The following is an 11,422-nucleotide window of genomic DNA, read 5'->3' as shown; positions in this document are numbered from 1 at the left end:
AAGGATCATGCGATTTACAAGGCGTTTCGCACTTTTCGGCATGCTGGCAACGGCACTGTCGGCCTGTGCGTCAAAGTTTCAAAGCTATTCTGGTCCCGAAGTGACGCGGGTGATTGTGCTTAAAGAAAAGCGCAAAATGTATCTTTTGCATGGGAACAAAGCGCTCAGATCCTACGATATTGCGCTGGGCTTTGCCCCTGCGGGCGACAAAAAGGTCGAAGGTGACGGCAGAACCCCAGAGGGACACTATCGCGTTGACCGTCGTAACCCGGACAGCCGCTTCCACCTTTCGATCGGGATCGACTATCCCAACAGGCACGACATCGCCGAGGCAAAAGCTTTGGGGGAGGACCCGGGCGGGGATATCTTTATCCACGGTGAAGGGACACTGATCAGCAAACCAAAGCCCGACTGGACGTGGGGATGTGTCGCCATCTCTAACGATGAAATGGAAGAAGTTTACGCGATGGTTCCAAACGGTACCTTTGTGTCGATCTTTAAGTAGACGGCCGCACGCCTGCGCTCTGTGCGCCCACAATCATTGTCCACCAGATTTTCCCGTTCGGCTCCTGAAACCAGGCGAAGCCAAGATCATTTGCGCGCGAATCCAGTATGACAGTGCGTGTGTCAGGTTGCTCCATCCACGCCGAAAGGGTCTCCAATTCGGTCTCATACGTTTCCGAAATGTTTTCGCCGAGCAGGCCGCCCTGATATCCAGCGCGTGCAACCCGATCAAGCGGGCTCGATCCGTCCGACCCGAAATGCCAGGGACGATTTTGGACGGACATATCGCGCGCATGGGTGGCGGCGGCCGCATTTAGCTCTGCTGACAATCGCACCGGACCGGCGCCAGATGCACCTCGAAGCGCGTTAACCCCGTCCAAAACGCGAAACTGGATATCGGCCGTGTCGCCATCATCGATTATATAAATCCGCGGTAACGGCTTACCGTCCGGACCAATCAGTAGTTCCGGGGTCGCGCAAGCAGCAACGACAAGCGCCATAGCAAGGGAAAAAAGTGTGCGGATCATGGATACAGGGCCTTTGGTCAATTTTTACTGCCATACAGCGAACTTTCGCCCGGTTCAAACGTAAGTGTCACACAGTCGGCCAACTAACGCTGCTGTGAATTGTAGATGTTGCAAAGGAGCATTAGTGTTAAGGGCAACGCCTTGTTCAAAGAGAATCCAAATGACCGACTTTTCGAGCCCTAAATTCAACCGGCGCGCGTTTCTCGCAACAAGCGCATCTGTTCTTGCGGCCCCCGCGTTGGCGCAGTCAATTGACGGTTCCGAGCAGGACGGGCAGACCGTCCGCCGCAACGCCTCCAGTTTCCGCGCTCTTGATTGGCAGCCCTATTTCGACAACTTGCGGAATGGCGCGATCCTCGTCGATATCACATCGCGCGCATTACACTACTGGGACGAGTCACAGTCGACCTATAAACTGTACCCAACATCAGTGCCGTTAAGTGAAGATCTGACGCGCCGCGGTCGCACCAAGGTTGTGGTGAAAGATCCCGAGCCTGACTGGCGCCCGACGCCTGCCATGAAGGTTCGCAACCCAGACTGGCCGGATTACATGCCTCCGGGCCCCGACAACCCGCTCGGCATCCGGGCGCTGCACCTGACCTGGGCCTATTACCGCATCCATGGCACCCACGACACGCGCAAGATCGGGCGTCGCTCGTCCAACGGCTGTATCGGCCTCTATAACGAACATATCACCGAACTTTACGATCTCGCCAAGGTCGGCACGCAGGTTTTGTTGATCTAGCAGCTTGCCAACCTTCGGGATTTTGTCACCATCGCGTCCATCAGGCGGGATGTTTTGCTCTGAGCAATGAATTTTTCCGGCCCGAGGCCCAGTGCATCGTATTGCGCTGCGGTCTCGAGAGGTTTTCGCATGACACGCGATGACCCCCGCTTCACCTGCGATGGCCGGGCGGTTGGGTTTGCTGATCTGACAGACGAGTCACATGAGAGTGTTCCAAACCAGGCCCGTTTTCAGGGGACTGCCCGCAACCGCCTAGGAAAGACGTGGCGAAGAACGTGCCCGGATCTTTGGCGCGATAGCCCAGGCTTCCCATGCGGGGTCGCTATGGATTTCAGGCTCTCATCAACGGGGATGCAACCAGGAAACACTGCCTCCGAGACAGTTTGCCGCAAAATGGGTCTTGCCCAGAAGGCGCCGTCACTATTGTCGGTTCGATGTCTATACCGGGTGGTCGCTTAGCCAAGTGGACGCGACTCGATCCACCCCTTCAAATTGTCCTCAATTGCCTCTGAAAGCGCCGCGATATGGGCGTCATCGTCGTTAAGGCAAGGGATATAGGTGAAGTGTTCGCCGCCCGCTTCCTCGAAGCTTTCGCGGATCTCTTCGTTGATCTCTTCTAACGTTTCGATGCAATCGGCCGAAAACGCGGGCGCGATCACTGCGATCCGCCTCTTGCCGCCCTCGGCAAGCCGCGCGACTTCCTCGACAGTATAGGGTTGAAGCCATTCCTCGGGCCCAAAGCGACTTTGGAAGGTGGTCACGATCTCGCTGTTGTCCCAGCCGAGGCGTTCTTTTAAAAGGCGCGTCGTCTTCTGGCACTGACAATGGTAGGGGTCGCCTTCCATCAAATATCGCTGCGGGACCCCGTGGTAGGAACACACGAGAATATCTGGTTTGGTTTCCATCACGCCATAGGCTCGTTCAACCGATTGCGCCAAAGCATCAATATAAGACGGGCGGTCGAAATAGCCCGGTACGGTCCGCACTGGCGGCTGCCACTTCTCGGCCATTACCGAGCGAAAAAATTGATCGTTTGCGGTAGCAGTCGTTGCACCAGCGTATTGCGGATAAAGTGGGAAAAACAGTATCTTACGGCATCCACGCTCGACCATCATGCGGACCTTTGATTGCGTCGAAGGGTTGCCATAGCGCATGCAGAAATCAACCAGAACCTGATCGCCGAAACGTTCGGCCATCACGTCACTGATTTTCTTGGTCTGGGCTTTGGTGATTGTCATCAAGGGGCTCTCGCCCTGCGCCTCATTCCAGATCGACTTATAGGCAGCGCCACTTGAAAACGGGCGTTTCGTCAGGATCACAGCCTGCAAAAGCGGTTGCCAAATCCAAGGATTATAGTCGATGACCCGACGATCCGAGAGGAACTCGTTCAGGTATCGGCGCATGGACCAATAGTCATATCCGTCCGGGGTTCCAAGGTTGGCAACAAGAATGCCGATCTTTTCCCGCGCCACCGGGGGGTGGTCCGCGGGGAGATGTGGGTTGCTATCGTGAGGGGCGTTGTTCGCCAATGTGGCTTCCTGCATCGATTTCTCGTCAATCATTTTAGGCGGTCTTCCGGTCAAAGTCTTCCCCCTGACAGGTCAAATAACCGGAATAAAGCCCAGGTCAACGTCTCGGTGGTGCGATGTGATCGCCTGTTGGGCGTTCTTGCGTTCCCAAAGCCTCCGAAAGTCGGCCTTTCGCCGATCCGGGGCGAAGAGGTTTCGGCTGGCTTTCGTGCGGGGCCCAGCCTGTCAGAAATATCATCTCAAAGGTCGCAAGCAGGTACCCGTCGTCGTCGGAAAAATGCGCCCGGTACTGGCTTTCGGCTTCTTGAAACAGGCGCCGGTCCGCCACAGCGCGATGTCGATTGGCAAGCGCATTGGTTTCGCCCATTCCACGCAGGTCACGGATCAGATCGCCCAGGCTTTTGTACCGCACAGTAATCGTGCGATTGTCGGCCACGGGCAGCGCAAATCCCGCCCGTTGCAATAAACCACCCAGATCACGCAGGTCACCCATCGGCAAAACACGCGGCGAAAGCCCACCGCTTACCCGCGTCTCTGCTTCCGCCAAAACAGTGCGCAACTCGTGCAAGGTCTGACCACCGAAGAATATTGCAATAAGCAGCCCATCAGGCTCCAGCGCCAGCCGTGACTGGACCAGCTGTCCAACGGGATCATCTGCCCAATGAAGCGACATCGCGTGAACAACCAAATCATGCGAACCGCGCGTCAAATCCAGCAGATCATCGTCTAGAACGCTGACGGATGGCGGCAACACAGCCTGAAAAGGCCCGGGCATGCCCCCAACAATCGCAGGCTTGGTGAAGGTTTTCTTAATTTCTGACAGTCTTTCTTCAAGATCAGCAGCCGCTTCGTCTAGCAGGAACAGCTGTGGCCTGCGCGCCGCGCGTGCGCGGTGCAACTTAAGGGCTCTTCGGTCGGTCAGTCGTGGTGTGTCGGTCATTGGAACAAACAAGGTAAGGTGAGATGGCGTTTATGCAATGTGCAGTGGGAATGATCTATCCCGACCAGCGCGTTCTGTGCTCGAAATTCGTTGATGATCACGGCGCGCTTTGTGGCGCTTTTTGGCGAGATATACCGTTTCAAACCGGACATAGCTGCGATCTTTGCGGTGACGCCGATGGTGCGGCAGACAGCTGCGACGATTGCCTTAAGAGGGAACGGCCTTAAAAAACGGGCCGTGTGGCATTGGCATATCGCGATGCCGGTCGCGTGTTGTATTGGGCTTCATGCACGAAGACCGAATTGATCTCGTTGCGATCGCTGGTCACTGGGTGGCTCGCGCGGGCGCCGACCAAGATACGTTTTGGTTCCTGTGCCGCTTCAGTGGAGCCGTCTCATAAGACGCCGCTGCAATCAGGCGGCAAAGCCGCGCGAAGGGTGTCGCTAAGTTTTATGATCTAAGCCCGATCCCGAAGCACTGATCGGGACTTCGCGCACAAAAACCGCAGGACGGTATGGGCATCGACGATCTCTTCGGCAACGCTCCAAAGGGGGAACTCCCTCGCAAACAGTCGAAAAGACGATCTGAATGGTCGCAAGGCCGTGCTGATCGGCGATGCATTGACGTCGGGCGTGACCTTGTCTGCATCCACGCACGCAGGCTTGCTAAGCGGCAGGCGCAGCACAGATTTCCATTCTGGTGCTGGCAAGAGCCGACAAGACTCCCTAAATGAAGGTCAAGCCTGAAGGAGCTATGACCTTGAACAACGTTGAAATCTATACGTCGCCTTTCTGCGGTTTTTGCCATGCAGCGACGCGCCTTTTGAAGTCCAAAGGCATTTCATTCTCTGAAGTTGACGTTGCGCGCGAGCCGAAGCGTCGTCAAGAAATGCTTTCGCGCGCCAATGGCCGCCACACTGTGCCGCAGATTTTCATTGGCGAAACGCACGTCGGTGGCTGTGACGAACTTTATGCGCTCGAGCGGTCCGGGAAGCTTGACCCGCTGCTTGCGACCTGAGGCTTTGCGTGTAGGTCTGATCCAGCTTTCGGCTTCGGATAACCCCGGGGCCAACCTTCCGGTCACCCAATCCCACATTTCCCAAGCAGCCGCGCGGGGTGCAACGTTCGCGCTAACGCCGGAAGTGACGAACTGCGTTTCGATGTCCCGCGCACATCAACACGATGTTCTGCAAGATGAAGCCAGCGATATCACCTTGGCCGGACTGAGACATTCTGCAAACGCCCACAGCATCTGGATACTGATCGGGTCGCTGGCGCTGAAAGACCCAGACGGGGATGGACGCTTTATCAATCGGTCCTTTCTGATCGATCCCAATGGTCAGATTGCCGCCCGCTACGACAAGATCCACATGTTTGACGTGTCAATCAGCGAAACGGAAACTTACCTCGAAAGCGACGGCTATCGGCCGGGTGACCGGGCCTCCTTGGCACAGATTGGCGGGACCGGCCTTGGTATGACGATTTGCTACGATCTGCGATTTCCGCACCTTTTTCGCCACCTCGCGCAGGCTGGTGCAAAGATTCTTACGGTCCCTTCCGCGTTTTCGCCCGAAACGGGTGTCGCCCATTGGGAAACACTTTTGCGAGCCCGCGCCATCGAGACTGGAAGCTTTGTGCTGGCCCCGGCCCAATGTGGTACTCATTCAGCATCCAAAGGACGCAGCCGTCGGACCTACGGGCATTCACTGGCAATCGATCCGTGGGGGCACATTCTGGCCGATGGCGGCGATTTGCCCGGTGTCACAGTGGTTGATCTCAATCTGTCCGCAGTTGATGATGTAAGAAATAGACTCCCAAGCCTGACCCATGATCGAAACTACAGATCGGTAACATGAACAATAGCAGTGACAAAGGGGACCCGCTGGCCATCGCGCTTTTCAGCGAGATATTCATGGCGGACCAACTGGCACGCGCGCGCCTGTCAAAAGCCTTGCCCAAGGGAATGGAGTTGAGCCATTTCTCGGTGCTGAATCATCTGTCTCGCACCGGGTCCGAGCGGACCCCGGCCCAGCTTGCGCGTGCGTTTCATATTACGCGAGGCGCTATGACCAACACGATCAGCCGGCTTGAGGCTGCTGGATATGTCCATATCCGACCCGACTGGGATGATGCGCGCCGCAAGTTTGTCGCGATCAGCCCGGCTGGAAAGCGCGCGCGCGATGCGGCCCTTTCCGCGATTGTGCCTATCCTGAACGACGCCGTCGACGCTGCCGGGCATGAAAAAGTACGTCAGGCATTGCCTGTTTTGCGCGAAATTCGAAAGCGGTTCGACGCGCCTTCTACGAAGAACGAACCGAAGCTGTGACGTAGTTCACACTTAGATCCCGATTGCTCAGCCGCCAGGACCATGTGATCGGATTGAATACGAAACCTTTGCGATCAACTGGATCTAGCCCCGCCTTTGCCAGTAGCTCATAAAGCTCATCCGGAGTGATGAACTTTGACCATTCGTGCGTGCCTTTTGGCAACCAGCGCATTACGTATTCCGCGCCAAAAATGGCCATAGCGTAGCTTTTCGGGTTCCGGTTGATCGTCGAGCACGTCATCAACCCACCCGGTTTCAGAAGGTCACGGCAGGCCGTCAAAAACGCAAGCGGGTCCGAAACATGTTCCACCACTTCCATATTCATCACGGCATCAAACGTTTCTCCGGCCGCGACCAATGCTTCTGCAGATGTATGCCGATAGTCGATGTTTAGCCCCTGCTGCTCGGCGTGGAGCGTTGCGACAGGTATATTGCGCTCGGCGGCATCGGCGCCCACCACAGTGGCTCCCAAACGCGCCATAGGCTCGGACAAAAGACCCCCGCCACATCCAATATCGAGGATGCGAAGTCCCTTAAAGGGCAAGGGAGACGTCAGATCGCGCCCAAACTCGGCTGCAATCTGAGACGTGATGTAATCCAAGCGGCACGGATTCAGCATATGTAGGGGCTTGAACTTCCCGTTCGGATCCCACCATTCGGCGGCCATTGCCTGAAATTTCTCGATCTCCGAGGCGTCAATTGTGTTCGTACTCGCCATATGCGTTAGGGACCTTTCAAAAATTCTGTCGTTACTGACATAGATTGCCGGGCTTTCGCATTATATAGAACTTACATGGACCGTCTTGCAGACAAAAAAAGTGCGTCACAGTTTCTCTATCCGCCGATTGATCCATTCGATCAGCGGATGATGGACGTGGGAGACGGCCATCGCATCTATGTCGAACAATGCGGCAACCCGGACGGAGTGCCTGTCGTTGTCTTTCACGGTGGTCCCGGCGGCGGGTGTAGTCCTGCGATGCGTCGGTATTTTGACCCAACGCACTATCGAATCATTCTGTTTGACCAGCGTGGCTGTGGCCGTTCGCGCCCTCATGCAAGCGTCACCAACAATACGACGTGGGACCTTGTGCGCGATATTGAACATATCCGCGAGAAGCTGGGCGTCGACAAGTGGATCGTCTTTGGTGGTAGCTGGGGCGCTACGCTTGGGCTGGTCTATTCGATCACGCATTCGATTCGTGTGTCTCATCTTGTGCTGCGCGGTGTCTTCTTGATGACTCAGCGTGAATTGGACTGGTTTTATGGCGGCGGGGCTGGTGCGTTCTGGCCAGATGTCTGGGCACGCTTCACTGCGATTGTTCCCAAACAAGAGCATGGCGATCTGATCGAGGCCTATAATCGGCGTCTGTTCTCGGGTGATCTGGCGACGGAAACGCGGTTCGCGCGGGCTTGGGCCAGCTGGGAAAACACGCTTGCATCTATCGCGAATGATGGCCCGCGGGGTGATAGCCCGGCGGAATACGCGCGTGCATTTGCGCGGCTTGAAAACCACTATTTCACCAACGCTGGTTTTCTTGAACACGATGGTTGGATCGAAGCAAACCTCGATGCCCTACAGAATGTGCCCGGAACAATTGTGCAGGGTCGCTACGATATGATCTGTCCGCCGCTGTCGGCGCATCGGCTGCACGAAGCATGGCCGCGATCGCGATTGTCATTTGTTGCAAGGGCGGGGCATGCGCTGTCCGAGCCGGGGATCAGCGCAGAATTGGTCCGCACAATGGACGCGCTGCGCCGCGAGAACTAACCAGAAGTTCTGGCAAGGAACTGCCAAAACGCGCGGCCTGGCTCGGCCAGAGCTTCATTTTCCCGAACAAATTCCAAACGAGCGCCGAGGTAAAGCCGCGCTTTGGCCGCATTTGGCTCCGAAAATGCGCGCGGGGGCAGGTACAAGGGGCCATCGAATGAGATCGAAGATTGCAACTGTTGTTGCCGGAGTTGCGCTTGCCTGTGTCGCTGCGACTGCGTCCGAGGCTTGCTCGCGGAATGTATCCGCGACGGCTGCTAAGACCATCGTGCCTCAGGCCGGCATAAACCAACCTCTGCTTGACGAGGCAATCCGTACGGAAGTGAACTTTCACCGCTGCCGGGCTGGGCTGGAGAGCGTTTCAGATGCAAACTCACGCCTGTCTAGAGAGGCTGAAAAGCACTCGAAATGGATGGCACGTACTCAGCAATTAACCCACAAAAGCACGGTAGCTGGCGCCTCGACGCTGAAACAGCGGGTGAAGAACTCTGGGATTCGATTTAAAACCGGATCGGAAAACATCGGGATGGTGCATCGCTATCAGATCGACAACCGTCGCTTTAAAATAGTTGATTCAAATGCTTGCCAATTTCGGACCAACGATGGACAGCCGCTTCCCGCACATTCCTACGCAACCTTGGCGCGGCACGTTGTGACGCTTTGGATGAACTCTCCTGGTCACCGGAAAAACATCCTTGATAGGCGGGTTCGCGCAACGACGGCGGCAGTCGCCTTTGATCCAAACGCGCAATACTGCGGGCAGTTCTGGCTGACACAGAACTTCATCGGGTAATTTCAGAGGCCTGAGTCTACGCCGAAACCTCAACGTCGCGTCCTTGCGATGGGTGTGGCACACAAACCGCCCCTGTCTTAAAGCCAGTAAATCATAGTTGACCGTGCAAAATCGCGATGTCGCTATCACGTCGGTGCCCGTATCCGCCGTCGCGTATTTGCACATAGCATCTGGCGCGGGCGGTAACGCCTGTGACCAATATGTTAACCTTTGGAGCGTTGGCTCGGGTGGTTTTGGCATAGAAGTTGGTATATCCCCGCAGTCATGACCGATGGCCAAACATTGAAATGGAATGGAGCGGGCTTTGCCGTGGCTTGCGGCGCGTTGATCCTGCTTTTCTCTCTTGGGATCCGGCACGGTTTCGGACTTTTTCTGCAGCCGATCTCGCTTGAGCAGGGCTGGGGCCGCGAAACGTTTGCGTTTTCGATCGCGCTTCAGAACCTTGTCTGGGGCATAAGCCAACCTTTCGCCGGTATGCTGGCGGATCGTTTTGGTGCAAAACAGATCATCGTCCTTGGGGCGCTTGTTTACGCGGCCGGGCTTTGGGCGATGTCTCAGGTGGCGGGCGAGGTGGTCTTTATCCTTGGCGCGGGCGTGCTGATAGGTCTCGGGCTTGCGGGCACAACATTCCCGGTGATTTTCGGCGCAATCAGTCGTCTGGTTCGGCCCGAACAGCGATCCATGGCGATGGGGATCACCATGTCGGTCGGGTCATTCGGGCAGTTTGCCTTGTTGCCGATGACGCTTGGGCTCATTGGGTTTCTGGACTGGGACGGTGCTTTGTTGGCGCTCTCTGCCTTCGCGCTTTTGATGGCCCCGCTGGCCTTCGGTATTACGCGGGTCGATGTCGCGGCAAGCACAGCCGCGCCCGACACCTCGACGGTCCGCGAAGCCTTGTCCGGCGCGTTCGGGTCACGCGACTTCTGGCTTTTGTCGCTTGGGTTTTTTGCCTGCGGCTTTCAGGTGGTCTTTATCGCAGTACATCTGCCCGCGTTTCTTGCGGACGAGGGCGTAGACGTTTCTGTTGCGACCGTGGTGTTGGCGCTGATCGGGCTGGTTAATATTCTTGGCAGCTATCTGGCCGGTCTTTGGGGCGGCCGGCTGCGCAAGCCGATGTTGCTTAGCTGGATATATCTGGCGCGCGGGGCATTGATTGCGGGCTTTGTGCTGATGCCCGTCACAGCCGCATCGGCGTATGTTTTCGGCGCGCTTATGGGGCTTTTCTGGTTGTCGACGGTGCCTTTGACGAACGGCACGGTGGCCAGCGTCTGGGGCGTAAAACACATGTCTATGCTGGGTGGAATTGTCTTTTTCGCGCACCAACTTGGGTCGTTCGCCGGTGGCTGGATGGGCGGCTGGTTGTATGACCGGACCGGCAGCTATGATATGGCTTGGGGGCTGGCGATTGGCTTAAGCCTTTTGGCGGCGGCCCTGAACTGGCCAATATACGAGCGGCCCGAGGGGAAAGTGGCATGACGCGGACGACGCACTTTATGTACCTCTTAGGGGCGCTGGGCGTGCTTTTCGCGGTGTTCCAACTCTATCGTTCGCCCGAGATGATCTACCATTTATCCAGCCTGCGCTTGTGCTGACGGGCATTGCCCCAGTTTGGGACAATGCCGTTTTTTGTCAGAAGTGATAGGATGCATCAGGCGTGATCCGCTACACTTCGTCGGCCAGATCGTGCTTCTTCATAAAGCGCGCGATGGACCCGAATGTTGCGGTGCCAATCTGTGCGCCATGATCTGACGTGGTCAGCGCAGCAGACGCGACGCGGGCAAAGGTGCGCTTCAGGCCACTGATCTTCACAGCCTGGGCGTCGAAGTGTGCGCCGATGTTCGCTTTTATCTGAGCGCGGTCTGACGTGTTGTAGATTGCGGCCATCATAACATCCAAAGTGTGCTCGGTACAGTTCTGGAACCGTTTGTTTGATGGGTTCGCAAGAACCGACTAGTTTGCGTTGTGAAGCGATCTGTAGGTCGGGCTTGCGATGACCCTCAGCAGTTTTTGCTGTAACCGGGCGTCAGGGAGGATGATCCCGGCATCCAGCCTCTGAGCGCCAGCAAAGAAGTCTGCCGGGGTGTCCTGGATCAGCCGGCTTTGGGTCTGATCGTCGCCCAATTGGTAGAGGTTATAGGCCCGGTATCCAAAGCTTTTGGCGCCGTTTCATTCGGTGATCTCCGAGGACACCCAGTAGGCGACATGGGTTTATTTGATTCCGTCAGCCAGGGCGCGAGGGTCGCGGCCCTTACGGGCCGCGATTGCGACATGCGCGCCACGGGCGGCAAGGT

The 11,422-nt window shown here is 56.6% G+C and carries 14 protein-coding genes and 1 pseudogene; 10 read left to right on the top strand and 5 right to left on the bottom strand.

Annotated features, from left to right (window positions below):
• The first annotated feature begins 7 nt into the window (after positions 1-7).
• On the top strand, positions 8-505 hold the full coding sequence (locus tag Q1B15_RS02420; protein WP_299749607.1) for a L,D-transpeptidase family protein: 498 nt from the start codon (positions 8-10) through the stop codon (positions 503-505).
• On the opposite strand, the gene Q1B15_RS02415 is transcribed toward Q1B15_RS02420, so the two are convergent.
• Positions 498-1,031 (bottom strand): CAP domain-containing protein, encoded by a 534-nt coding sequence (locus Q1B15_RS02415; RefSeq protein WP_299749604.1) that lies wholly within the window; start codon positions 1,029-1,031, stop codon positions 498-500. The two genes, Q1B15_RS02420 and Q1B15_RS02415, sit on opposite strands and share 8 nt — an antisense overlap.
• Positions 1,032-1,191: 160 nt before the next feature.
• Here Q1B15_RS02415 and Q1B15_RS02410 point away from each other — a divergent pair, with 160 nt between their 5' ends.
• Positions 1,192-1,776, top strand: a complete 585-nt coding sequence (locus tag Q1B15_RS02410) for a L,D-transpeptidase (protein WP_299749601.1) — start codon at positions 1,192-1,194, stop codon at positions 1,774-1,776.
• Between the two features lie 455 nt (positions 1,777-2,231).
• On the opposite strand, the gene hemH is transcribed toward Q1B15_RS02410, so the two are convergent.
• Both hemH and Q1B15_RS02400 read right to left on the bottom strand, forming a co-directional pair.
• Entirely contained in the window at positions 2,232-3,320 is a 1,089-nt protein-coding gene (gene hemH / locus Q1B15_RS02405; RefSeq protein ID WP_299749729.1) for a ferrochelatase, read from the bottom strand.
• Between the two features lie 82 nt (positions 3,321-3,402).
• Entirely contained in the window at positions 3,403-4,245 is an 843-nt protein-coding gene (locus tag Q1B15_RS02400) for an SAM-dependent methyltransferase (RefSeq protein WP_299749598.1), read from the bottom strand.
• Between the two features lie 23 nt (positions 4,246-4,268).
• On the opposite strand from Q1B15_RS02400, the gene Q1B15_RS23290 reads away from it, so the two are divergent.
• The 4 genes from Q1B15_RS23290 (at position 4,269) to Q1B15_RS02385 (ending at position 6,570) form a co-directional block, all read left to right on the top strand.
• Positions 4,269-4,472, top strand: a complete 204-nt coding sequence (locus Q1B15_RS23290; protein ID WP_366141654.1) for a double zinc ribbon domain-containing protein — start codon at positions 4,269-4,271, stop codon at positions 4,470-4,472.
• A gap of 532 nt (positions 4,473-5,004) precedes the next feature.
• Positions 5,005-5,262 (top strand): glutaredoxin 3, encoded by a 258-nt coding sequence (gene grxC, locus Q1B15_RS02395; protein ID WP_299749595.1) that lies wholly within the window; start codon positions 5,005-5,007, stop codon positions 5,260-5,262.
• Positions 5,263-5,266: 4 nt separating this feature from the next.
• Positions 5,267-6,100 carry a carbon-nitrogen hydrolase family protein gene (locus tag Q1B15_RS02390; protein WP_299749727.1) on the top strand — a complete coding sequence of 278 codons (834 nt, stop codon included), beginning with the start codon at positions 5,267-5,269 and terminating at the stop codon, positions 6,098-6,100.
• A complete protein-coding gene (locus Q1B15_RS02385) occupies positions 6,097-6,570 on the top strand; it encodes a MarR family winged helix-turn-helix transcriptional regulator (protein WP_299749592.1) in 474 nt (157 codons plus the stop codon). The genes Q1B15_RS02390 and Q1B15_RS02385 overlap by 4 nt, the downstream gene beginning before the upstream one ends.
• On the opposite strand, the gene ubiG is transcribed toward Q1B15_RS02385, so the two are convergent.
• The gene (gene ubiG, locus Q1B15_RS02380) at positions 6,545-7,288 is read right to left on the bottom strand and encodes a bifunctional 2-polyprenyl-6-hydroxyphenol methylase/3-demethylubiquinol 3-O-methyltransferase UbiG (protein ID WP_299749589.1); all 744 of its coding nucleotides are present in this window, start codon (positions 7,286-7,288) and stop codon (positions 6,545-6,547) included. The genes Q1B15_RS02385 and ubiG overlap by 26 nt on opposite strands.
• A 75-nt stretch (positions 7,289-7,363) precedes the next feature.
• Between ubiG and pip the strand changes: the two genes are divergently transcribed.
• The 3 genes from pip (at position 7,364) to Q1B15_RS02365 (ending at position 10,607) form a co-directional block, all read left to right on the top strand.
• Positions 7,364-8,338, top strand: a complete 975-nt coding sequence (pip, locus tag Q1B15_RS02375) for a prolyl aminopeptidase (protein ID WP_299749586.1) — start codon at positions 7,364-7,366, stop codon at positions 8,336-8,338.
• A 157-nt stretch (positions 8,339-8,495) separates the two neighbouring features.
• Entirely contained in the window at positions 8,496-9,131 is a 636-nt protein-coding gene (locus tag Q1B15_RS02370; RefSeq protein WP_299749583.1) for a CAP domain-containing protein, read from the top strand.
• A 264-nt stretch (positions 9,132-9,395) separates the two neighbouring features.
• Positions 9,396-10,607: an MFS transporter gene (locus tag Q1B15_RS02365; protein WP_299749548.1), complete on the top strand. Its 1,212-nt coding sequence runs from the start codon at positions 9,396-9,398 to the stop codon at positions 10,605-10,607.
• 186 nt (positions 10,608-10,793) lie between these two features.
• Here the strand turns inward: Q1B15_RS02365 and Q1B15_RS02360 are convergent.
• Positions 10,794-11,252: pseudogene (locus Q1B15_RS02360) on the bottom strand (DUF2145 domain-containing protein).
• Between Q1B15_RS02360 and Q1B15_RS02355 the strand changes: the two are divergent.
• Positions 11,232-11,422 (top strand): hypothetical protein (locus Q1B15_RS02355; protein ID WP_299749735.1); only part of this gene is annotated, 191 nt, incomplete at its 3' end. The pseudogene Q1B15_RS02360 and the gene Q1B15_RS02355 sit on opposite strands and share 21 nt — an antisense overlap.

Origin of the sequence: uncultured Boseongicola sp. (assembly GCF_937988555.1) — a bacterium.
Taxonomy (GTDB): domain Bacteria; phylum Pseudomonadota; class Alphaproteobacteria; order Rhodobacterales; family Rhodobacteraceae; genus Boseongicola.
Note: the sequence above shows the minus strand (reverse complement) of the source record. Positions and strands in the feature narration are given on the sequence as shown.

What these genes read in the sequence shown, in the direction of transcription:
- Q1B15_RS02415 (WP_299749604.1), bottom strand. Translation starts at nt 1,031, where the DNA reads ATGATCCGCACACTTTTTTCCCTTGCTATGGCGCTTGTCGTTGCTGCT.
- ubiG (WP_299749589.1), bottom strand. Translation starts at nt 7,288, where the DNA reads ATGGCGAGTACGAACACAATTGACGCCTCGGAGATCGAGAAATTTCAG.
- pip (WP_299749586.1), top strand. Translation starts at nt 7,364, where the DNA reads ATGGACCGTCTTGCAGACAAAAAAAGTGCGTCACAGTTTCTCTATCCG.
- Q1B15_RS02385 (WP_299749592.1), top strand. Translation starts at nt 6,097, where the DNA reads ATGAACAATAGCAGTGACAAAGGGGACCCGCTGGCCATCGCGCTTTTC.
- Q1B15_RS02410 (WP_299749601.1), top strand. Translation starts at nt 1,192, where the DNA reads ATGACCGACTTTTCGAGCCCTAAATTCAACCGGCGCGCGTTTCTCGCA.
- hemH (WP_299749729.1), bottom strand. Translation starts at nt 3,320, where the DNA reads ATGCAGGAAGCCACATTGGCGAACAACGCCCCTCACGATAGCAACCCA.
- Q1B15_RS23290 (WP_366141654.1), top strand. Translation starts at nt 4,269, where the DNA reads ATGGCGTTTATGCAATGTGCAGTGGGAATGATCTATCCCGACCAGCGC.
- Q1B15_RS02370 (WP_299749583.1), top strand. Translation starts at nt 8,496, where the DNA reads ATGAGATCGAAGATTGCAACTGTTGTTGCCGGAGTTGCGCTTGCCTGT.
- Q1B15_RS02365 (WP_299749548.1), top strand. Translation starts at nt 9,396, where the DNA reads ATGACCGATGGCCAAACATTGAAATGGAATGGAGCGGGCTTTGCCGTG.
- Q1B15_RS02420 (WP_299749607.1), top strand. Translation starts at nt 8, where the DNA reads ATGCGATTTACAAGGCGTTTCGCACTTTTCGGCATGCTGGCAACGGCA.
- Q1B15_RS02400 (WP_299749598.1), bottom strand. Translation starts at nt 4,245, where the DNA reads ATGACCGACACACCACGACTGACCGACCGAAGAGCCCTTAAGTTGCAC.